Origin of the sequence: Vibrio hibernica (assembly GCF_015223435.1) — a bacterium.
GTDB classification, from domain to species: domain Bacteria; phylum Pseudomonadota; class Gammaproteobacteria; order Enterobacterales; family Vibrionaceae; genus Vibrio; species Vibrio hibernica.
The window spans coordinates 1-21,573 of record NZ_VHKO01000045.1; the positions used below are offsets into that span (position 1 = coordinate 1).

26 protein-coding genes are annotated in these 21,573 nt (G+C 40.5%); 10 read left to right on the top strand and 16 right to left on the bottom strand.

Annotated elements, in window-relative coordinates:
* Nucleotides 1–98 precede the first annotated feature (98 nt).
* Entirely contained in the window at nucleotides 99–755 is a 657-nt protein-coding gene (gene purN / locus FH976_RS12765; protein ID WP_194091228.1) for a phosphoribosylglycinamide formyltransferase, read from the bottom strand.
* A gap of 111 nt (nucleotides 756–866) precedes the next feature.
* Nucleotides 867–1,910: a phosphoribosylformylglycinamidine cyclo-ligase gene (purM, locus tag FH976_RS12770; RefSeq protein ID WP_194091229.1), complete on the bottom strand. Its 1,044-nt coding sequence runs from the start codon at nucleotides 1,908–1,910 to the stop codon at nucleotides 867–869.
* 199 nt (nucleotides 1,911–2,109) lie between these two features.
* Here purM and upp point away from each other — a divergent pair, with 199 nt between their 5' ends.
* Entirely contained in the window at nucleotides 2,110–2,736 is a 627-nt protein-coding gene (gene upp, locus FH976_RS12775; RefSeq protein ID WP_194091230.1) for a uracil phosphoribosyltransferase, read from the top strand.
* 369 nt (nucleotides 2,737–3,105) lie between these two features.
* Complete coding sequence (locus tag FH976_RS12780) at nucleotides 3,106–4,257, top strand: DUF2066 domain-containing protein (protein ID WP_194091231.1); 1,152 nt, start codon at nucleotides 3,106–3,108, stop codon at nucleotides 4,255–4,257.
* Between the two features lie 115 nt (nucleotides 4,258–4,372).
* On the opposite strand, the gene FH976_RS12785 is transcribed toward FH976_RS12780, so the two are convergent.
* The 3 genes from FH976_RS12785 to FH976_RS12795 all read right to left on the bottom strand — a co-directional run bounded on the left by FH976_RS12785 (nucleotide 4,373) and on the right by FH976_RS12795 (nucleotide 7,432).
* Nucleotides 4,373–4,996 (bottom strand): glutathione S-transferase family protein, encoded by a 624-nt coding sequence (locus FH976_RS12785; RefSeq protein WP_194091232.1) that lies wholly within the window; start codon nucleotides 4,994–4,996, stop codon nucleotides 4,373–4,375.
* Between the two features lie 191 nt (nucleotides 4,997–5,187).
* Complete coding sequence (locus tag FH976_RS12790) at nucleotides 5,188–6,339, bottom strand: iron-containing alcohol dehydrogenase (RefSeq protein WP_194091233.1); 1,152 nt, start codon at nucleotides 6,337–6,339, stop codon at nucleotides 5,188–5,190.
* Between the two features lie 73 nt (nucleotides 6,340–6,412).
* On the bottom strand, nucleotides 6,413–7,432 hold the full coding sequence (locus FH976_RS12795; protein WP_194091234.1) for an NADP-dependent oxidoreductase: 1,020 nt from the start codon (nucleotides 7,430–7,432) through the stop codon (nucleotides 6,413–6,415).
* 109 nt (nucleotides 7,433–7,541) lie between these two features.
* Here FH976_RS12795 and FH976_RS12800 point away from each other — a divergent pair, with 109 nt between their 5' ends.
* The gene (locus tag FH976_RS12800; protein WP_194091235.1) at nucleotides 7,542–8,471 is read left to right on the top strand and encodes a LysR family transcriptional regulator; all 930 of its coding nucleotides are present in this window, start codon (nucleotides 7,542–7,544) and stop codon (nucleotides 8,469–8,471) included.
* 28 nt (nucleotides 8,472–8,499) lie between these two features.
* Here the strand turns inward: FH976_RS12800 and FH976_RS12805 are convergent, their stop codons facing one another.
* The 4 genes from FH976_RS12805 to bepA form a co-directional block, all read right to left on the bottom strand.
* On the bottom strand, nucleotides 8,500–8,925 hold the full coding sequence (locus tag FH976_RS12805; RefSeq protein ID WP_194091236.1) for a DUF2069 domain-containing protein: 426 nt from the start codon (nucleotides 8,923–8,925) through the stop codon (nucleotides 8,500–8,502).
* A gap of 72 nt (nucleotides 8,926–8,997) precedes the next feature.
* Nucleotides 8,998–9,621 (bottom strand): NAD(P)H:quinone oxidoreductase, encoded by a 624-nt coding sequence (gene wrbA / locus FH976_RS12810; protein WP_194091237.1) that lies wholly within the window; start codon nucleotides 9,619–9,621, stop codon nucleotides 8,998–9,000.
* Nucleotides 9,618–9,968, bottom strand: a complete 351-nt coding sequence (gene arsC, locus FH976_RS12815) for an arsenate reductase (glutaredoxin) (RefSeq protein WP_194091238.1) — start codon at nucleotides 9,966–9,968, stop codon at nucleotides 9,618–9,620. The genes wrbA and arsC overlap by 4 nt, the downstream gene beginning before the upstream one ends.
* 30 nt (nucleotides 9,969–9,998) lie before the next feature.
* Nucleotides 9,999–11,450, bottom strand: coding sequence for a beta-barrel assembly-enhancing protease (bepA, locus tag FH976_RS12820; RefSeq protein WP_194091239.1), 1,452 nt, complete (start codon nucleotides 11,448–11,450; stop codon nucleotides 9,999–10,001).
* A gap of 138 nt (nucleotides 11,451–11,588) precedes the next feature.
* Here bepA and FH976_RS12825 point away from each other — a divergent pair, with 138 nt between their 5' ends.
* Nucleotides 11,589–11,819 (top strand): sulfurtransferase TusA family protein, encoded by a 231-nt coding sequence (locus FH976_RS12825; RefSeq protein WP_194091240.1) that lies wholly within the window; start codon nucleotides 11,589–11,591, stop codon nucleotides 11,817–11,819.
* Nucleotides 11,819–12,889, top strand: coding sequence for an AI-2E family transporter (locus FH976_RS12830; protein ID WP_194091241.1), 1,071 nt, complete (start codon nucleotides 11,819–11,821; stop codon nucleotides 12,887–12,889). The genes FH976_RS12825 and FH976_RS12830 overlap by 1 nt, the downstream gene beginning before the upstream one ends.
* 163 nt (nucleotides 12,890–13,052) lie before the next feature.
* Here FH976_RS12830 and bcp read toward each other — a convergent pair whose 3' ends face one another.
* Complete coding sequence (gene bcp, locus FH976_RS12835; RefSeq protein WP_194091242.1) at nucleotides 13,053–13,520, bottom strand: thioredoxin-dependent thiol peroxidase; 468 nt, start codon at nucleotides 13,518–13,520, stop codon at nucleotides 13,053–13,055.
* Nucleotides 13,521–13,532: 12 nt separating this feature from the next.
* Nucleotides 13,533–14,075 (bottom strand): glycine cleavage system protein R, encoded by a 543-nt coding sequence (locus FH976_RS12840; RefSeq protein WP_194950400.1) that lies wholly within the window; start codon nucleotides 14,073–14,075, stop codon nucleotides 13,533–13,535.
* Nucleotides 14,076–14,317: 242 nt separating this feature from the next.
* Here FH976_RS12840 and dapA point away from each other — a divergent pair, with 242 nt between their 5' ends.
* Together dapA and bamC are read left to right on the top strand one after the other, a co-directional pair.
* Nucleotides 14,318–15,196 (top strand): 4-hydroxy-tetrahydrodipicolinate synthase, encoded by an 879-nt coding sequence (gene dapA, locus FH976_RS12845; protein WP_194091243.1) that lies wholly within the window; start codon nucleotides 14,318–14,320, stop codon nucleotides 15,194–15,196.
* A gap of 88 nt (nucleotides 15,197–15,284) precedes the next feature.
* Entirely contained in the window at nucleotides 15,285–16,340 is a 1,056-nt protein-coding gene (gene bamC, locus FH976_RS12850) for an outer membrane protein assembly factor BamC (protein ID WP_194091244.1), read from the top strand.
* A 139-nt stretch (nucleotides 16,341–16,479) separates the two neighbouring features.
* Here bamC and FH976_RS12855 read toward each other — a convergent pair whose 3' ends face one another.
* The 4 genes from FH976_RS12855 to FH976_RS12870 are packed head-to-tail and all read right to left on the bottom strand — an operon-like array spanning nucleotide 16,480 to nucleotide 18,927.
* Nucleotides 16,480–16,713, bottom strand: coding sequence for a DUF2897 domain-containing protein (locus FH976_RS12855; protein WP_194091245.1), 234 nt, complete (start codon nucleotides 16,711–16,713; stop codon nucleotides 16,480–16,482).
* 9 nt (nucleotides 16,714–16,722) lie between these two features.
* Complete coding sequence (locus FH976_RS12860) at nucleotides 16,723–17,421, bottom strand: M15 family metallopeptidase (RefSeq protein WP_194091246.1); 699 nt, start codon at nucleotides 17,419–17,421, stop codon at nucleotides 16,723–16,725.
* Complete coding sequence (gene dapE, locus FH976_RS12865; protein ID WP_194091247.1) at nucleotides 17,418–18,557, bottom strand: succinyl-diaminopimelate desuccinylase; 1,140 nt, start codon at nucleotides 18,555–18,557, stop codon at nucleotides 17,418–17,420. The genes FH976_RS12860 and dapE overlap by 4 nt, the downstream gene beginning before the upstream one ends.
* A gap of 25 nt (nucleotides 18,558–18,582) precedes the next feature.
* A complete protein-coding gene (locus FH976_RS12870; protein WP_194091248.1) occupies nucleotides 18,583–18,927 on the bottom strand; it encodes an ArsC family reductase in 345 nt (114 codons plus the stop codon).
* A gap of 223 nt (nucleotides 18,928–19,150) precedes the next feature.
* On the opposite strand from FH976_RS12870, the gene FH976_RS12875 reads away from it, so the two are divergent.
* The gene (locus FH976_RS12875; RefSeq protein ID WP_194091249.1) at nucleotides 19,151–19,435 is read left to right on the top strand and encodes a helix-turn-helix domain-containing protein; all 285 of its coding nucleotides are present in this window, start codon (nucleotides 19,151–19,153) and stop codon (nucleotides 19,433–19,435) included.
* A 141-nt stretch (nucleotides 19,436–19,576) separates the two neighbouring features.
* Here FH976_RS12875 and FH976_RS12880 read toward each other — a convergent pair whose 3' ends face one another.
* The gene (locus FH976_RS12880) at nucleotides 19,577–19,915 is read right to left on the bottom strand and encodes a DUF2956 domain-containing protein (protein WP_194091250.1); all 339 of its coding nucleotides are present in this window, start codon (nucleotides 19,913–19,915) and stop codon (nucleotides 19,577–19,579) included.
* A gap of 121 nt (nucleotides 19,916–20,036) precedes the next feature.
* On the opposite strand from FH976_RS12880, the gene FH976_RS12885 reads away from it, so the two are divergent.
* Nucleotides 20,037–20,495: a DUF2919 domain-containing protein gene (locus FH976_RS12885; protein WP_194091251.1), complete on the top strand. Its 459-nt coding sequence runs from the start codon at nucleotides 20,037–20,039 to the stop codon at nucleotides 20,493–20,495.
* A 54-nt stretch (nucleotides 20,496–20,549) separates the two neighbouring features.
* Nucleotides 20,550–21,470, top strand: coding sequence for a Dyp-type peroxidase (locus tag FH976_RS12890; protein WP_194091252.1), 921 nt, complete (start codon nucleotides 20,550–20,552; stop codon nucleotides 21,468–21,470).
* Nucleotides 21,471–21,573 lie beyond the last annotated feature (103 nt).

Below are 21,573 nucleotides of genomic sequence, written 5' to 3' on the forward strand. Positions count from 1 at the left end.
TAATTAATACAAACGATAGTGTCATGTGAAAAGGAAACTCGCCGAAATAGGGCGAGTTTTTTGTTGTACGTTGTTAACTATAGTGCGTTTATAGCTTTTTAATCTTCGGCGTAGCCATGTAACCCGAGTGCTATGGCATCTAAGTAGGCTTGACCATCTTTCATACTCAATCGACCCTCGATAAACCATTTGGTTACCAATGGATAAATATGATGCTCTTGCACCAAAACTCTTTGCGCCAAATCGTCTGCGGTATCATCTTCAAATACAGGCACTTTCGCTTGTAAAATAACGGGGCCGCCGTCTAGCTCTTCGGTGACAAAATGCACGCTGGTACCATGTTCGGTGTCGTCTGCATCAATAGCTCTTTGATGAGTATGCAAACCGGAATATTTAGGCAATAGAGAAGGATGGATGTTGAGCATTTTACCTAAATAATGCTGTACAAAATTCGGGCTTAAAATTCTCATATAGCCGGCAAGAATAATTAAATCAGGTTGATAAGTATCAATTTGGGTCATCAATTCAGTATCAAAAGCTTGGCGGTCTGGCTTGCCTTCGCCTCCTAAATAATCTTGAACTGAAAGAGCATGAGTAGGGATACCGTGAGTCTTTGCTCGTTCTAGCCCGTAAGCATCGGATTTATTAGAAAATACCGCGGTGACTTTTGCTTGGATTTTCCCTGATTCACATATATCGATAATGGCTTGCAAATTACTGCCAGAGCCAGAGATAAGAACAACAATATTTTTCATTTGATAACCTTGCAGATAAAATTAAGCCCTTAGGCTTTATCCGTATTATAACGGGTAAAGTAAGGGCTTGTCTTTACGAACCGTGTCGTATTGATCTCGCTAAGATAGTGATTACTGATTAATAACCACTCGATCTTCACCAGCTTCTGATGAAGCAACCGCGCCGATAACCCAAGCGTTTTCACCTTCAGCGTTAAGCAAATCAACCGCAGCTTGTGCTTGATCTTGCGGCAATGCCACGATCAGGCCAACCCCACAGTTAAAGGTACGGTACATTTCAAATGTTTCAACGTTACCTTTTTGCTGTAACCAAGAGAAAATTGCAGGCCATTGCCAGCTTTTTCCGTCGATAACCGCTTTTGTGCCTTCAGGTAATACGCGTGGGATGTTTTCCCAGAAACCACCACCGGTAATATGTGAAATCGCATGAATATCGTGTTCTGCAATCATTTTAAGGGCAGACTTAATATAAATTTTAGTTGGCTCAATTAAGTGCTCACCAATGGTACGGCCATTTAAGTCTTCTGCTAAATCAGCTTTAGAGACTTCAAGGATCTTACGGATAAGTGAATAACCGTTAGAGTGAGGACCACTTGAACCAACCGCGATTAAAGCATCACCAGCGGCGACTTTCGATCCATCAATCACGTCTGCTTTTTCAACAACGCCAACGCAGAAACCTGCAACGTCGTAATCTTCGCCTTCATACATACCTGGCATTTCAGCCGTCTCACCGCCGATAAGTGCGCAGCCTGCTTGAATACAACCTTCGCCAATCCCCGTTACCACTTCTGCAGCAGTATCAACATCAAGCTTGCCGGTTGCATAGTAATCGAGGAAAAATAGAGGCTCAGCGCCTTGAACGATGAGATCATTGACACACATCGCCACAAGATCGATACCAATGGTGTCATGTTTATTCATATCCAGAGCAAGACGCAGTTTTGTCCCTACGCCATCAGTGCCAGATACAAGAAGGGGATGCTTGTATTTAGTTGGTAGTTCGCATAAAGCGCCAAAACCACCGATGCCACCCATAACTTCGGGGCGACGAGTGCGTTTCACTACACCCTTAATTTTATCGACTAATGCGTTACCTGCATCAATATCAACACCAGCGTCTTTGTAGCTTAGAGATGAATTGTTACCACTCACGGGGATATCCTCGATTTTTAAAATAAGTTTAGGGTGAAAAACGGCGTTATTCTAACAGGGGATGAACTGAAAAGGAAAACGTTTGCGTCAGTTTTTTTGTGAATGTTTTTTGCCGAATAAACCAAGATAGAATAATGCAATTTGGTCGGTTTACAGTATAATCGATCTGTTTATAAAAAATTAAGCATCGGAGTCGTACATGAAAATTGTAGAAGTAATGCACCCATTGGTTAAACATAAGCTAGGCTTGATGCGTGAAAACGATATTAGCACTAAGCGTTTTCGCGAATTAGCAACAGAAGTGGGTAGCTTGCTTACCTATGAAGCCACCGCTGATTTTGAAACAGAGAAAGTGACGATTGAGGGCTGGAATGGCCCAGTTGAAATCGATCAGATTAAAGGTAAAAAAGTAACGGTTGTGCCAATTCTACGCGCTGGTTTGGGTATGATGGATGGTGTATTAGAGCACATGCCAAGTGCGCGTATTTCGGTTGTTGGTGTGTACCGTGACGAAGAAACGCTTGAGCCAATCCCGTACTTTAACAAGTTAGCGTCGAATATTGATGAGCGTATTGCTCTTGTGGTTGATCCTATGCTTGCCACTGGCGGTTCGATGATTGCAACTATCGATTTGTTAAAGGAACATGGGTGTCAAAGTATTAAAGTCTTAGTATTGGTTGCCGCGCCTGAAGGCTTAGAAGCATTAGAAAAAGCCCACCCAGATATTGAACTGTATACTGCAGCGATTGACGAAAAACTAAATGATAAAGGTTATATTGTTCCCGGATTAGGCGATGCGGGTGACAAAATTTTTGGTACTCAATAGCATAAAATAATCCATTAATAGATAAATAGCCCATTAATGAGAAAATAGCTTTTTAATGGCAAAGCAATTCTTTAATGGCAAGTTAGTTCTTTAATGGAAAACTAGCTAATTACTGAAAATTCAGCGGTTCAATGAAGCGACTCTCATCTGAGTCGCTTTTTTTATGGGTAATTATTGTCTTTCACTGCGCTCTGAAATGGTTTCAGGTAGAATATACATTCAATTTTCCGACGCTATTAAAGTCAAACATGATGATAAAATAGGGTATGGAAGAACTTTATCGGTTCGATACTGTCCGATGTATTTGGTTTTCTTTCATTGATGTATGTGTTCTTGCAACTCCTCATCATGCTTATAGACAGGTTTATTATGCGTTATCTTGTGGCTTCTTTTTTATGCTTATTGGCGTTTAGTTCAGCAGCATATGCAAAAACGAAAGTGGATATTTATCATGTCGAAGTACCAATGACAGATGTTAAAAATCCTAAAACAGAAGCTTGGAGTCAAGGTTTAGAGAAGGTATTGATTCGAGCATCAGGTGACACTAAGATTGTAAAAAATGCGGTCGTCAAAAAAGCATTAACGGATCCTTCTGATTATCTGGCTCAATTTGAATCTGGCAGTTTAGATAATGCACCGAGTATGGTGATGGAGTTTAATCCTGTTCAAATACAATCATTATTGTCTCAAGCACATGCTATTTTTTGGCCACAGGAACGTAAAAGTGTTCTCGTTTGGGTGATTGAAGATGCCAACTTTGAGCGTCAAATTGGTTGGGAGCAATCGGGTTTAGACAGTATTGTACCTCTACAACATGCGGCTCAAGCAGCAGGACTTCCTATCACTCTGCCTTTAGGTGATATGGATGATATGACTCAAATCTCTGCTCCAGATTTATGGGGCGGATTTGACGAGCCTTTAACAAAAGCAAGTAAACGTTATCCTGTTGATGGTGTATTAGTACTGAAAGTAACACGAATGGGTGATGGTGCTCAGGTTGAGTGGATATTGCATGACATGGTACCTAACAAAATGGATATGCAGAGTAAGCCAATTTCAGGTTCGACAGAAGGCAAGCTCAGCGACAGCATTGAACTGGCCATCCAGCAAGTAAGTGAATACTATGCTAAACAAAACAAAGTGGCGGTCAATCAAGCGACAGATGATACTTTATTGGCTAACTTTTCTGGTATTCATACCGCAAAAGATTTTTTTACATTAGAGCAATTATTAAAGGATTTATCGAGTGTTGCCGCAGTGCAAGTTCACCAGATACAAGGTGATACGGTGATCTTTAATATTGATCTATTGTCTAATATCAATGAGTTCAAACAAGAAGCCGCCAAGAATCGTCAACTAGTAAAATCGGACGCTCCCAAGCCTGAAGTGGTGTCAGCCGCTCCTCTACAAGCAGATATTTCTACCCAAGAAACTAAAGCAATATCAACTGATGTACCTGTTAGCGCACCAAAACAAGCTGACGACCAATCGAAAAATCAGCTTTGGTTCGAGATGAAGTAAGTCCCAGATATGAGATAAACCTCTTAGCATAGATCGACCTATTAGCACAGATCAAAAAGGGAGCCCCAAATGGCTCCCTTTTTACTATCAGTATTCTCATGTTTCATTATTTAGCTTATGAATGGTCGTATTCTTTTTCAAGTTTCTGCGCTTTTTGAGCTGCTGGACGTTGGTGTAGAGCGGCTAAGTATTTTTGTAATGCAGGGTAATCACCAAGCTGATCTAATTTATAAGCCATTTCGACAATGAAGGATAACAAAATATCTGCAGCCGTAAATTGTTCGCCAACTAACCAAGTATTTTTACTTAGATGGTCGTTGAGGTAGCCCAAAATTAAGTGTAATTCCTTTAGGCTATAACCAGCTAAGAAAGCAGGATTACTGCCATCTTTTAAGACAAAATAATGCAGTAATAATGGTAGAGCTGCTGAGCTTTCTGCAAAGTGCAACCACTGTAAATAATGAGCATATTCAGGTGTGTTTTTTGCAGGTACCAGTAAATTAGCCGCGTACTTTTCGGCCAAATATTCTGTAATTGCACCAGATTCTGTGAGGACTAATTCATCTTCTTGAATCACGGGAGATTTACCCAGTGGGTGAATCGCTTTTAATTCTGCTGGTGCGAGGTGGGTTTTACTATCACGTTGATAAGCTTTAATTTCATACGGGACATCTAATTCTTCCAATAGCCAAATAATGCGCTTAGAACGAGATTGGTTTAAATGATGTAATGTGATCATTGGGTATCCTTGTCAAATGTGAAGCGGATGAGTTTGATGAAGAATAAAGGGGGGGCTCTCTTATGGCTTGGGGGATGTGTTGGCAGTAGATAACACATTAACCATAAGAGAGTATGTTATTCAAAGCTAAGATGCGAATCAGAAGCTTTGAATAATTTTTTGTATATTACCGATTTGTTTTTCTTATTAGATTAAAGCGCGGTTTCGTACACTTGACGAGAACGAGCTAAATCGATAGATCCATTTTCGCCAAGTTTTGTCATACCGTGAGCTTCTAAACTACTCATTGCGGTATCAACGTCAGCTTGACCAAGGTCGATTTCACTTAAAGAAACAGGTGTTTTCATTTGAGAGAAAAATTGTTTAGTTCTCTCAATAGCTGCATCGATACGTGCGTCGTCTGAACCTTCAGTAATATTCCAAATACGCTCAGCATATTGAAGTAACTTCGCTTTTTTCTCCACTCGACATACTTGCATGATGGCTGGTAGCACGATAGTTAAGCTACGGCCGTGATCCACACCAAAGTTACCGGTGAGCTCATGCCCTATCATGTGTGTCGCCCAATCTTGAGGAACACCAACACCAATTAAGCCGCTTAGTGCTTGAGTTGCCGCCCACATAACGTTAGTTCGAGCTTCGATGTCTTGTAGATTATCGATAAGCTTTGGACCTTCTTCGATAAGTGTAAGCAAGATACCTTCAGCAAAGCGATCTTGAATTTTTGCATTAGCAGGGTAAGTTAAGTATTGCTCCATCACATGAACGAAAGCATCGACGACGCCGTTTGAGGTTTGACGCTCAGAAAGGCTTAATGTGGCTTGAGGATCTAAAACCGCAAATTGAGGACGAACCAATGAGCTGCTGAAAGCCAATTTATCTTTACCACGAGTGACCACCGCACCAATATTGGTCTCAGAACCTGTTGCTGGTAGGGTTAAAATACAACCTAAAGGTAAAGCAGATTCTATTGGCGCGTGTTTTACCAGAATATCCCATGCTTCTTCACCTTCGAAATTTACTGCCGCAGCAATGAATTTGGTACCATCAACGACAGAACCACCGCCAACTGCAAGCAGGTAATCAAAGCCTTCTGTACGAATGCGTTCAACGGCTTTCATTAATGTGTCGTATTGTGGATTTGGCTCAATACCAGAAAATTCATCCCAGTTATGTTCGCTTAAAGCGGTAACCACTTGATCGTAAACGCCATTGCCTTTGATTGAACCACCACCATAAGTGACCAAGATTTTTTTGTCTTTTGGAATATCATTAGCAATCGCTGCGATTTGGCCTTGACCGAAATGAATGCGAGTGGTGTTTTCATAACTAAAGTTGTTCATGTATTGCTCCTGTGTACGTAAAGCCATTTTAATTAGATGAATGTGGCTTTAACTGTATTAATACGAAATGATTTTAAAGTTGGATCAACATTTTCCCAATATTATCGCCTTTAAATAAACCTAAGAAGGCTTTAGGCATAGATTCAATGCCTTGGCGGGTTGTTTCTTTCCAACTTACTTTACCTTCTGCAGCCCACTGACTAAGTTGAGCCACATAATTAGGGTAGTGTTCCCAGTGATCCGAAACGATAAAGCCTTGTATTTTTAAGCTTTTCTTTACAATGTTGGCGAGATTGTTTGGCCCTGCTTGAGCATCTTCTAGGTTGTACAGATCGATCATGCCGCATACAGCCATTCGTCCATAACGATTGAGTAGATTTAACGCCGCTTCTAGGTGATCGCCCCCGACGTTTTCATAGCAAACATCGACACCATTTGGACAATGCTCTGAAAGGGCGGCTTCTAGCTCAGTCGAATTATTATAGTCTTTATAATTAATAACGGCATCGACACCTAATGACTTTAGCCACTCAACTTTTTCTGTACTACCGGCGCTACCAACAACGCGACAGCCTTTAATCTTAGCAAATTGACACACTAAGCTGCCTACTGCGCCAGACGCCGCAGAGACTAAGACCGTATCGCCTTCTTTGACTTCAGCAATTATATTCAAGCCAACCCAAGCGGTTAAACCTGGCATACCTGCGACACCAAGGAAGCTTTGCTCTGGCAATGATGTTTCAGGTAATTTTTGCACCATATCGCCATTAGAGATGGCATATTCACGCCAACCTAGCATGCTGTTAACTTTATCTCCGACTTTAAAGTCTGGGTGCTGCGATTCGATAACCTCACCAATGGCTGAGCCTTGCATCAGTTCATTTAACTGAAACGGAGGCACGTAACTTTCTACATCACTCATTCGACCGCGCATATAAGGATCAACCGATAACCAGAGGTTCTTGATGACAAACTGACCTTGAGAAATTGGCGCTAAGGTCTGCGTTTGTAGCTCAAAACAGTCAAGTGTGGGCATTCCATTGGGGCGTTGTTTGAGAGCGTAGCCGCGACTTGTTATTGATTGCTTTGACATAATGATTCCTTACAAACATAAAGAAGTGAAATTGAGTTGGTATAATAGACTTGTAAGTATTATATTCCTAATGCATAAAATTAATTATAGAAATGATTTAGGGTCATAAATGTCAAAACTTAATCAAGTGGATTTAAACTTATTGGTCGCCTTGCAAGCTTTGTTGCGAACTCGAAGCGTGACTAAAGCTGCGATTCAACTGAATGTCACTCAATCTGCGATGAGCCGAACTTTGCAGCGATTACGCCATCAATTTGGTGATCCTTTATTTGTGCGTAGTCGGGGTGGGTTATTACCAACAGAGCGAGCACAAAGTTTGGCAACAAGTTTAGATTGTTTATTACAAGATGCAGAATCTTTATTGAGCCCAGCAGAATTTGAGCCATCAGAAGCGCGCACTGAATTTACCTTTGTCATGAGTGATTTCTTTTCGCAAGTCTTTATGCCATCGGTATACCAAGACCTGTTTCAGCAAGCGCCTAACATGAAAATTCGTTGCTTGAATCAGCAACCAAATATGATGGAAATGTTGGCATTAGGTGAGGCCGATTTAGGCTTTAGTAGTTTATCGGGTACCATTTCTGCTGATATTTATGCCCAGAAATTAGGCCAAGATCGGCTCGTTACCATTATGAGAAAAGATCATCCGTTAGCCCAACAAGACCTCACTTTAGAACGCTATTGTCAGGCGTCGCATGCACTCATTACGATGGGTGGGGATCATCTTGGTACCATTGATGTGGCGCTGGCTAAATTGGGTCATAAAAGAAATGTGGTATTACGCATGCCGCATTTCACCGCCGCCCCTCATGCAGTAGCGAAAACAGATTTACTGCTGACATTACCAGGCTGTTTAGCTAGACATATGGCTAATGAGTTGGATTTGGTGATTGTTCCACCGCCGTTAGATATTCCAACATTCACTTATTATCTTGTCTGGCACGCAAGGCAACATAACAATATTGCTCACCGCTGGTTACGCCAAGAATTGGAACAAGTGATCACCAAAAGTTGTTTGGAAGGAAATTGTTTACAGTGATACCTCCAATAATATTTAGATTGCTTGTTTAATGTTTTTCTTCAAATCGCGCTTTTTCTTGTTTTTCTACAATAGAAAGACGCGTCAGTTTTAAGCCAAGCTCTTTGCCTTTATCGCGCGCATATAAAATATTAGCCACAAAGCTAAGCGACGTTAGGATCAGTTCAACCGCGCCGAGCCAACGTTCGCCTTCATCGATATACAAAATGGTGAGTGAATGAAGAAAATAGAACATTAAGATGAAGTTGGCCCATGCATGGGTATAAGGTTTACCCTTTAAAATACCCAGGAGAGGCAGTAATAAGGGGATGCTCCAAGCGAGGGTAATACCAATGAAATTTATGTCTTTATGTGGCGAGATAAAAGTATGCCAAGCGATCACCCACGCCATTAATAATAGATAGCTGATTAATGCGAAATAGCGTGATGAACGTGAGTGATGTAATTGAGTCATAGCTACCTTGTTCTAATGGTTTATCGATACTAATAGTTTATTGATGCTCATGGTGAATTATTACAAGAGTAATTATTTTTTGAGCTGATTCGCTGTAGTGGCTAATCGTAAACCTTGTGCATAAGCGAGGGATTTCACTTGAGCACTAAGCCCTTTATTACCTGTTGAGATTGAGCTTGAACCGTAAGGAGTACCTCCTTCTGAGCTGGTATGTAATTCAGGTTCTGAATACGGCAACCCCATCACCATCATGCCATGATGAAATAGCGGTAGCATCATTGATTGTTGTGTCGTTTCTTGCCCACCATGCGGTGTGGAAGATGAGGTAAATATGCAGGCTGGCTTATTGATTAAGTGACCGGAAATCCACAATGACGTTGTACCATCCCAAAAGTGCTTCATAGCGGCGCTCATGTTACCAAACCAAACTGGGCTGCCTAAAGCTAATCCATCACAATGTTTGAGTTCTTCCAACGTGATCACAGGATCGCGTAATGTATCTTGCTCTTGATGATTTTCGTTTTTATCTACCGTGCTTATCTCTGAAACAGTGCGTAATATTGCTTGGCAATTCTTAACCGACTCAATGCCTCTTGCGATCTGACGTGCCAGTTGCTTGGTGGTGCCGTGTCGACTGTAATAAAGCACGATAATTTGAGTGAGTTTCTCGTGCTCTAGGTTCTCAGTGTGACTCATAAAATCTCAAGCACTTGTTCTGGTGGTCGACCCAGTCGAGCTTTATTGTTCGCGATTACGATTGGGCGTTCGATAAGTTTTGGATTTTGTTGCATGGCAGTAAACAATGCATCATCACTGAGTGACTCATTCGCTAAATTTAATTCTTTATAAGTATCTTCTTTCGTTCGCATCATATCGCGTACGCTAGTTAAGCCTAATTGTTGGTAAATGGTTTTTAGCGTTTCGATATTTGGTGTGTCTTCTAGATATTTAATAACGTCAGGTTGAATGCCTTTCTGGGTTAGAAGATCAAGAGTTTGACGGCTTTTAGAGCAGCGAGGGTTGTGATAAATAGTGACCGGCATATCGATTCCTTTTGTGTTTTTAATTTTTGTTTATTTTAAAGCAGCAAAACGTTGTTGAGCGAATCGAAGTTGATCGATTCTTGCGTCATACCTTGCCTGTTCTAAGCTTCCTAACTTGGCTATTTGGCTTGCTCGAGTGTAATTTTTAATGGCTTTATTCCAATCAGCTCGTAGTGCAAATAATTCAGCTTGAGCCGCAAGCTGTTCTTTTTCATTGGCAATATGACCATTGGCGTCAGCAAGTAATGACCACCCAACCGTATTGTCTGGATTCTCATGGGTATAACGTTGTAGTAACGTGATCGCTTCTTTACTTCGCTGTGCTTCGATTAAAATATTGGCATAGTTTATGATAAGTACTGAGTTATTGGGTTTTCTTTGTAAAGCTTTTTGTAACAAAGTAAGTGCTTTGTTGTATTGTTTTTTCTTAATATAAAGATCGGAAACGGCATCTAAATAAAAACTATTATAAGGGTCATTTGTCAGTAGCTTGGTTAAAATAGTTTCTGCTTGCGTAAGTTTGTTGGTGTCAATAAAAACTAAAGCTTGCCCGTATTCAAGAGTTGGTTTGACGATTGGGTTAGCCTCTTTTAAATGACGAGCAAACCAATCCAGTGCGCGATCAGAATCAATATTGGCATAGCGTGCAATAACGCGTGCTTGGGCTAAATGAAAGCTTAAAGAAATTGGCAAAGATACTCGCGGATAATTATTAGCGCGGTCTCTGGCTTCGGTTAAACGTGCCGCAGGTAATGGGTGACTTAAAAGCATCGGCGGTGGCGTGCTTGCATAGCGATATTGATCGGCGAGGTGACCAAAGAAGTCAGGCATGCCTTCGGGGTCAAAGCCTGCTCTGGCTAATGTGGCGATCCCAAATCGATCGGCCTCTTGTTCATTCGAACGAGTATAGTTAATACTGGCTTGCATTGCGCCTGCTGTGGTGGCGTTGATTGCTGCAATACCGGCTTCTGGTGAGGCTATCGCCAGTAACAAAGAGCCGACTAATGCCGCGATCGTTAATGGTGTATTACGTGCTTGGGCTTCCATGTGTCTTGCCAAGTGGCGTTGAGTGACATGCGAAATTTCGTGAGCAAAAACAGAGGCTAGTTCACTCTCATTGTTAGCGTGTAAAAATAATCCAGTATTCGCCACGACGTAGCCGCCAAAAAAAGCAAAGGCGTTGACGCTACGATCTCGAATAAGGTGAAAGTGAAAAGGGGTTTTTACATCATTTGCACTTGCGACAAGTTGATGGCCAAGGTTAGAAATATATTCATCCATGACGGGATCGCTAATGATAGGGCTACTGGCACGCAGAATACGCATGTAAGCATCGCCATACTCTAGCTCTTTATCAATGGTCAAAGTACCGGCGGCAGTGGTACCAATATCCGGTAAGTTTTGGTCTGCATAAGCCATGGGTTGTAAACAAAGTATGGCTGAAAGCATTATACTTAACGTGGTTCGAAAAAATCGCTGCATATTGACTATATAAGATCCATTTAAATAGTTAGGATAAATTTAAGACGCCAAGTTATCTGTTTGGTTTCTTTTTTAATATACAATAGTTAACTCTCGAATTAACAGAGCTTCACTCTACCATAAAGTATAAATGAAATAATGAATGCTGAGTATCTTGATCTCCGATTACAGCGGTGTCCAATGGCGTTATTGCTGGCTAAAAGAGCGGCAATGCAATTAGCTATTGATCAATCCCTGACTATTTTGTCTCATGATCTTGTATCCATAAGGGATATGGCTGGCTTTTTCTCTCAGCCGCCCTTTACAGTAAAACTGAATACAGACGCTAATGTCACTACTTTATATGTCACCAAAAGGAACACGTTATAATGTTCGAAATGATCGCTCGCTGGTATAAACGACGTTTTTCTGATCCTCACGCCGTGAGTCTTGTCGCAACCTTGTTTATTGGTTTTATTGTGATTTATTTCTTTGGGCATTTGATCGCGCCGTTACTGATTGCCATTGTGTTGGCGTATTTGTTGGAGTGGCCAATTGCTCGTTTAAGAAAATTTGGCCTGCCAAGATTACCGAGTGTGATTATTGTGGTCATGTTGTTTATCGGATTGATGTTATTAGCCTTCTTCGGGCTTGTTCCGACCATATGGAAGCAGGTGGCTAATTTATTAAATGATTTGCCAAATATGTACAGTACGTCACAAATGTACATTGCGAGTTTACCAGAGCGTTATCCTGATCTTGCTAGTTTACAGGTGGTCGATTTGGTTATTGAAAATACTCAAACGAAAGTGTTAGGTATGGGCGAGGCGGTGCTGCGAGGCTCGATGACCTCTTTGTTGAGTATTGCCACCATTGGGGTGTATTTAGTCTTAGTGCCATTATTGATTTTCTTTTTGTTGAAAGACAAAAATCAAATGATCGCGGCGTTAAGTGGTATCTTGCCGAAAAATCGCCGATTGACGACTAAAGTTTGGGATGAAATGCATGATCAAATCTCAAATTATATCCGCGGAAAAGTGGTTGAAATTGTGATTGTGGGCGTAGCGACTTACCTTGTTTTTCTATTGTGCGGTCTACGTTATCCTGTTTTGTTGGCGGTTGCTGTGGGGTTATCGGTTTTAATTCCTTATATTGGCGCGGTAGCGGTGACGATTCCTGTTGCTTTGGTTGCTTTATTTCAATGGGGATTAACGCCTGATTTTTATTGGCTAATCATTGCCTACGGTATTGTACAAATGCTGGATGGTAATATCTTGGTGCCGGTACTCTTTTCTGAGGCGGTTAATCTTCACCCTGTTGCGATTATTGTTGCGGTGTTGGTATTTGGCGGCTTATGGGGATTCTGGGGAGTGTTTTTTGCGATCCCTCTTGCCACATTAGTGAAAGCGGTATGGACGGTATTACCAAGTATGGATACGGTTGAAGAATCCTCAGAGTAACGATTGTTTCTATAGCTCTCTGATTTGAAGTTGCAGTTTCGTTGATACGCTGACTTGCTGCAATTTCAATTACTTTGGATATATAAGTTGACCGTCATTATAAAAGTGCCCAATTTAATATTGGGCACTTTACTATTTATTCATTATATCTAGTAATAGAGCACTACTTGGCTTGCAAGTAATCCAATACTACTTGGTGATGGTCTTTGGTTTTGAATTTATCGAAGACATGTTCAATCATGCCATTTTCATCGATTAAAAAGCTGATCCGATGCAATCCGTCGTAGGTTTTCCCCATGAACTTTTTCTCGCCCCATACTCCAAATTGATCGGCAACTGCATGATCTTCATCTGAAAGAAGAGTGAAATTTAAATTATCACGTTCGATAAATTTACCTAATCGCTTTACTGCATCGATACTGACACCCAAAACAGAAACGTTTAACGCATCAAGCTCAGTTTTGATATCGCGTAGACCTTGTGCTTGTACTGTACAGCCTGGAGTCATGGCTTTTGGGTAAAAATAAAATAAGACTTTTCGGCCTTTGAAGTCGGAAAGTGAAACAGTATTGTCATCTTGATCTTGTAGTGAGAATTGAGGGGCGGGATCGCCTGAAGTCAATGTTTTCATCATTTATCCTTTTTAGTTTTGGTAAGTGATATCAATTGATCCAGTGACCGATAAGTCTTGGCATAATTGAGAGAAATCGGCTTCTAAATCATCGGGTACTGGAGAATCTTTACTTAATCCAGCCATGGCGATAATAAAAAGGTTCTGATTATTATCTTGGGTATCAAGCGTGCGGTATTGAGTCCTTGCGCTTAATTCTGAGATGTTAATATTTCTTTCTGAGAAGAAGCGAGTAAAGGCATCAATCAAACCTATTTTATCTTCGGCTTCAATTTTCATATCAACTTTATAAGTGTAGCTAGGAGGTTGATGTGGCGTAGTGCGTTTCATTACCATCATCAAATCTTGATCTGAACTCATGACGGGTAATAGTGTTTCTACACGAGTAATAGAAGAGGCTTCGCCAGATACCAGCATAATAAAGGAGAATTCATTACCAAAAATAGCAATACGGCTATCAATAATGTTGCAATTTGCTTGAGTGACGACTTGGGTTATTCTATTGCATATTCCAGGCCTATCCGTGCCGATTGCCGTTATAACTAAGTTATGCATGATGATCCTTATCGTCCTTGTTAAAAATATAAAGCTATATTAGCACACATTATTTTGTGCGTAATAGCTTGCATCTAAGTAGGTTTGCTAGGGATTCATTAGCTTAATAATAAGTGCTTTAGGTTTTAAATTGATAAGTGAAGCATTATTTCGAGGAAAATATCGAGAAAGCTAAGCTGAGTGCTTGTCTTTATTGATGGGGTTAAAGTAACATGCCAAGAGAATCTTATAAGGAGAAAACCATGTTCTCAGGAAGCATTGTTGCACTAGTTACGCCTTTTAATCATAGTGATGAAGTGGATTATGATAGCCTTAAACAACTAGTGGAATACCACATAAAATCAGGTTCAAGTGCGATTGTGGCCGTTGGCACTACAGGTGAATCAGCCACTTTAACCGTTGAAGAGCATGTTAAAGTCGTTAATAAGGCTGTTGAATTTGCCGCTGGGCGTATTCCTATTATTGCAGGGACGGGAGCCAACGCGACTCATGAAGCCGTCACGTTTAGTCGTTTACTTAATAACTCAGGCGTTGCAGGCTGTTTGAGTGTGACTCCGTATTATAATAAGCCAACTCAAGAAGGTTTGTACCTGCATTATAAAGCGATTGCTGAAGTAAGCGAAGTGCCGGTTATTTTATATAATGTTCCGGGTCGTACTGGTGTCGATTTATTACCAGAAACCATTGGCCGGCTATCTAAATTAGAGAATATCGTCGGGGTTAAAGACGCTACTGGCGATTTAACTCGCGTTGCGAAACTTCGTGAACTTTGCGGCGATGATTTTGTCTTATTCAGCGGTGATGATGCGACTGGTTTAGATTTTGTTAAGTTAGGTGGCAATGGTGTGATTTCTGTGACCAATAATATTGCCGCAGCCGAAATGGCTACAATGCTCTCTCTTGCTGCTCAAGGTAAGTATGATGAAGCAGAAGAGATCAACCAAAAATTAATGCCGCTACATCAAAAACTATTTGTTGAATCAAGCCCTATCCCTGTTAAATGGGCAGCACATCAACTTGGTTTGATTGCACAAGGTGATTTACGTTTACCATTAACTGAGTTAAGTGCTTCCCTACAACCAATTGTAGCTAAAGCATTAAAAGACGCCGGTATTCAATAATAGGCGTAGGCCAATGTGACATAAAATGGATGAATTTTTATTTTAGCGGATACATTGGCCAAATTGTATTTCAGGAGTTGTAAAAAATATGAAGTTACCCCACACGCTTATCATCAGCTCGCTTTCGATGTTGGTATTGTCTGCCTGTTCTGGCAATCCTGCAGAACGACGCCAAGCGAAAGATGATTTTAAGTATCTAGATACCACCTTGGATCAACAGTGGGTGTTACAACCTGATGCTCAACCGCAGTTTTATCCCCAATATAATATTCCTCAAGGGGATTTTTCAGGTCAATTAGGCCCTAAAGTGGATATTAGGCCACCTCAACAAGTACTTGAATTGATTCCCGGAGCCAGAGTTGAGAACAAAGATAGTAGCGTTATATTGTGGCTGGTAAGTAAAGATGAATTGGAGAAAGTTTGGGCTTTGATTCACACTACCATCGATGATAAAAAAATTGAGTTACGCCAAGATACGCCAACCTCAATTGAAACGGATTGGATAGATTTAAGTGCTGAAGATGAATCTTACCCAATTGCTGCTCGTTATCAAATTGATCGTATCGAACAAGGAAATCGTTATGCTTTCCAAATCACCTTACTTCAATGGCGTGAAAATAATAAAGAGCTTGATTTAACGCCAGAGCTTAAAGACCGTTACTCCAGTAGTATGGTGAATTACATTACCAATAAATATGATAAGCAAGTCGCCGAAGATGCACGTATTCGAGCGCTTGAGTTACTGAATAAAGTACCCGTTACAATGGGGAAAGATCGCAGTGGCCTGCCTGTGATTATTGCTCGTGCTCCATATAATGTGATGTGGAATAAGCTTGAAGGTGTGATGCCATTAATGGGCTTTAGCGTTGAAGATAAAAATCAGTCGCAAGGTTCAATTGAAACTAAGTATTCAGCGTTAGATGAAGACGTTTGGGCTCAATTAGATGTCACGCCACTAACGATTAAAGATGGCAAATATACTTTCTTGATCGGTGATTTAGATAACCGGACATCAATCAATGTAACCAACAGTAAAGGTAAGCCGATCTCTGAAGAGCAATTATCATCCTTTATCCCTGCATTACAAGCTTACTTGGATAACAGTTCTTCTGTGAATCAAAGTAGTGATGCTAAAAGTAATTAAGTCTAATAAAAAATAGGGTGACTTAAATAGCCTATTGGTAAAATGATTTATTGGCATAAAGTCAGCCACTTGATAGTAAAATACCGCTTGCACTCATTGATATAAATATTCAATTTATAATATGAGTACGGCGGTATTTTTATTTGTGATCTTCTTTATGATTAGTTTTAGCTGAGGGCTTATTGCTCGTTTTATCTTGCTCTTGCTCATCTTTGACCTTATAAGTCTCAATCAACTTTTCAAGCTCTGTCTTTTTATTTGGATTTTTTCTCGCTAGGTGTGTTGTACCTAGATATTTTATGGATGCTATATTACCGATAATAAAGACAATAATGAGAACGCTGATCACCCAAGGATTAAGAAGTAAATCCATGTTATTTCCTTATTCAGTCGCTTGATATGGTGAGATATTGATTATGTATTGAGTATAGAGTGTATCTAAATTTTCGACTACCGCACCAATGCCCAAAAATGGATACTGCTGCCATATTTGTTGTAGATCTTGTGGTGTCAGCTGTTTTTGCATTTCTTGACTCGTATCACCATGACTGATGTGCCATGGCTCAATCGCAACCCCGCCAAGGTCTTGTTGATAAGGTAAATAAAAACCATACTGTGACATGGTCTCTTTTAGCCAACTTGAAAATTCAGTTTGGTGCCCGGTTTGATATTCCCAAGGCTCAAGTTGGAGTGAGGTGTTATCTGGTAAGCAATTATGAGCATAGACATCTAATTCACACCCCCAATGATGCCGGCTAGCACCGGGTAGTGCAGACCAACGCATGATGGCGTGAATTTTTTCGATATCAGCTAGAATTGAACTATCTAAAACGTTACTTTCGCTATCAAGAATAGGACGTAAGCCACTGAACTTGTTATTCCAGATAGTGGCTTGGCGTTGATAATCTCGAAAGCTACTCGCAATTGAAAATTCAAAACCATTCCTCTGAGCATCTTGGATTAAGCCTTGTAGCGGTGCTTTGATATCTTTATGGATCAAAAACTCACGCTGGCCGACCTTTATATTAGTCAGGTGGGTTTGGGTTAATCCAGTTAGTTGCTCAAGGGAATAGGTTATCAAGCTAAACAGTTCTCCAACGTTTTTTGGTACATATCAGTCAGCTTCTCTAAATCAGCAATTTTAACGCATTCATTTACTTTATGAATGGTTGCATTAACCGGGCCCAATTCCACTACTTGGCTACCCATTTGGGCTATGAATCGACCATCAGATGTACCTCCAGTAGTCAGTAACTGAGCGGGTTGACGGTTCACGGCTTGGACTGCTTCAACAACGGCATCAATTAATGGACCTTGATCGGTTAAGAATGGCAGACCATTGAGAGTCCAATGAAGATCATAGTCTAAGCCATGGGCATCTAATACCGAATGGATACGGCGCTTAATTTCGGTATCGGTTAACTCAGTGCTAAAACGTAAATTGAACTGAACGTGAAACTCACCTGGGATCACGTTTGATGCACCAGTTCCTGCTGAAATATTGGGAATCTGAAAACTGGTGGGAGGAAAATAGTCATTACCATTATCCCAAACGGTCGCCACTAACTCTGACAATGCTGGCATTGCCTGATGTATTGGGTTGTTAGCAAGGTGAGGGTAGGCAACATGACCTTGAATACCTTTTACGATGAGATCGCCTGTCATTGAGCCGCGACGACCATTTTTAATGACATCACCCACCTGACTCGTACTTGAAGGTTCACCAACAATACACATATCAATAATTTCATTACGGGCCATTAGAGTATCAACGACACGAACCGTACCATTAATAAATGGGCCTTCTTCATCCGATGTAATTAAAAAGGCGATAGATCCATCATGGTCTGGGTGGTCTGTTAAAAAACGTTCAACGGCGACAATCATGCAAGCCAGAGAGCCTTTCATATCAGCGGCGCCTCTAGCATGAAGATATCCATCGATAATGGTGGGCTCAAATGGCGGAGTGTGCCACTGCGCGATTGGGCCTGAAGGAACAACATCCGTGTGTCCTGCGAAAGCAAATAAAGGCGCAGCTGTTCCGCGACGAGCCCAGAAGTTGGTGGTATCGTCAAATACCATAATTTCAATTTCAAATCCCAGAGCCTTTAGGCGTTCGATCATTACTTGTTGGCAGCCAGCATCTTCTGGCGTAACTGATTGACGTTGTAGAAGATCTTTTGCCAGCGAGAGAACTGGACTTTCAGTATCAGACATCCGTGTATTTCCTTTATATAAAGGGTTATTGAAAAAATGTAGAGTATTGTTCAGCTTTGAAACCAATCAGTGCAGAAGATGGTGAGATCAATATTGGTCTTTTAATCATGGCTGGGTGCTCGACTAAAAGAGCTATTGCTGTTGTTTCGTCTAGGCTGGTTTTTTGTGCTTCAGATAGTTGGCGATAAGTTGTACCGCGCTTATTGAGTACTTGTTCCCATCCAAAACGTTGACAGAAATCGGCCACTAACTCTTGATTAATGCCTTGCTTACGATAGTCATGAAATTCAAATTCTACTTTAGCTTCCGTTAGCCAATTCTTTGCTTTTTTTATAGTGTCGCAATTTGGAATCCCATACATGATGACCATTTATTACTTCCTTTTTACATAATCCGATTAAGCCAGAATCCTACACAATTCCTTATCTTAGTTAAACTGATCTTGAAGAAAAAAGACAATGGGATCTTAAAAGTAGTGGAATACACAGTATGTTTTGATCCTACGCAAAATGCATTACTCACAATATCGCATAATAGACAAAGTGATAAGTGGATAAGGATCGCCGCTTTATGGTTTATTGAGGAAACTCCAGATGGAATTAAGCCCTGTATTCGCAAAGCGATTATACCTTGCCTTGTTAGTTGACGACATTGAACGCGCAAATGTCCCTAAGTTAATTGAAATCACTGGGTGGCCACGTCGGACTATTCAAGATGTATTGAAGGCTTTACCTGCTATTGGTATTGATTTGGAGTTTGTGCAAGATGGGCGACGCCACAATGATGGTTATTATTCAGTGAGTGACTGGGGGCCTTTTAATAGTAATAAATTGCATGAATGGATGGATGATATTGGGCTAAGTCTAGGTTTTAGATGATTTTTTATTTTAATTGATCGGCATAATATAGGCACCATTATTTATATGACGCAACAGATTGGTATGGCTCGTAAGTGATCGCTAGGCTCGTTAGCCTATTGAGCGATGAGACCATTTAATGATAATGTCAGCGACAAGGTTTTATTTAAACAACAAATAAATAATAAAACCAATCCAACTGAGCACGAGCAATAGCCAGGCTATATTGCTGGTGGGCTGTTTACTGGTTATAAGGGTGCTCTGTATATCACTTTGTGATGACTCTAGCTCAGTTTCGGTTTTAAGCAGTCTTTTTCTAAGTTTATCAGCATCACGTTGTTTTTCTTTTTGCTGCTTTTTATATAAAGTGATCCCTTTCTCAATACCTTGTGCAATTAATTTTGTTTGTTCCTTGGTCTGGTTTGGTTTTTGGACCGACTTAGCGACTTTCATTGCATCTTGCTGAGTTTGTGGTGACGATTGATTGTTTTTCGATTTCATATGATTAATTCTATAAGAGTTTGAGAAAGACACTGGTGGTCAGCGAAAGGCTAGATTACCATAAACTTGTTTATTTATGAGTGCAGCTGTTAAATATGGCTGTTTCAGGTAGGAATATAGTTTGCGCTACACGATTGAAGATTATGATACTAATGGTTTTTTAAAACCTACATTATGGTTATGGTTAGGCTGGATACTGTTAGCGAAAGCTTGGATTGTCTTTATCGTTGCGAGTGCAAGTCGAGATCTAAGCGTAAAACTATTAACCTTAATTTATCCGATTAATAATAGCTTATATGTTGGTTTGTTAGTTGGATTACCTGTCGTGATGATTGCTTGGTCCATGGGGCTAAGGAAGCCAGAAAGAAAGTGGTTAAGTACTTTATTGAGTAAAGGTTGGCAACTTACTGTGCTGAGCGTTATGGTTCAATTTGGTTTGACGTTATACCATTTAAGTTTGACATACTGGGCCTTCAATTGTAGTGATGCATTGACTTTACTTGGCTTGATGTGGTTTTTACTTTTCTTATTGCAATCATCCAGAACTAAAGACACTTTTCGAACCCCAAACATAAAATAATAAAATTATTAGGGGGATGTTCCCTGATAAAGATTGAAATAGAAGGAATGACAAATGTCACAACCACAATTGGCGATTACGCCTGATGCGAGTCCTTTTGCACTTTATAGTCAATTAAAAATCAAACAGAATCATGCTTATGTATTAGAGCAGCTTCAAGCTTTACCTGCGTTAGTTGATGACCTTAATCAGCAGCAATTTTCTCAAGAGTACTCCGCTGCTAATTTAACCTTATCGTTATCTTTTACACATGAGTTTTGGCTGAAATTGAATCAGCCTATACCCCCAGAACTCGAAGTATTTTCTCCTTTGGGTGATGGAGATATTACGGCGCCTGCTACCGATGTAGATGTACTTATTCACTGTCATTCCCAACGTCATGATTTGCATTTTTATCTTTTACGTAAACTGATGGAAAAAATTGCAGATGATGTTGAAATTGTCGATGAGACTTATGGTTATCGCTATTTAGATTGTCGTGATATGACCGATTTTATCGATGGAACTGAAAACCCTGAAAGTTGCTCTCAACGTCATGAAGTCGCGATTATTCCTGAGGGCGAGTTTTCGGGTGGTAGTTATGTTTTGGTGCAACGTTTCATGCATAAACTCCCCGCTTGGAATCGTTTGAGTGTTTCTGCTCAAGAGAAAGTAATAGGTCGAACTAAGCCAGACTCTATTGAATTAGATGATGTACCAGCAGCCTCACATGTCGGCAGAGTTGATATTAAAGAAGAAGGAAAAGGGTTAAAACTGGTTCGTCATAGCTTGCCTTATGGTTCAGTTTCTGGCGAGCATGGTTTATTGTTTATCGCTTATTGTAATAGGTTACATAACATTAAAGTGATGCTAGACAGTATGTATGGCGTGACAGACGGAAAAACGGATCAATTATTACGCTTTACCTCGGCGGTAACGGGAGCGTATTTTTATGCGCCTTCACAATCAATGTTAGCGGATCTTAAATTAGCTTGATTGATATTGTATGAGAGGGAGTTACCGTGGAATACGTAAAAAAGTTCACGGTAGTTTCAAGTGAAAAAGGGCTATATACAGAAACAAAAAAACGCTGCTCAAG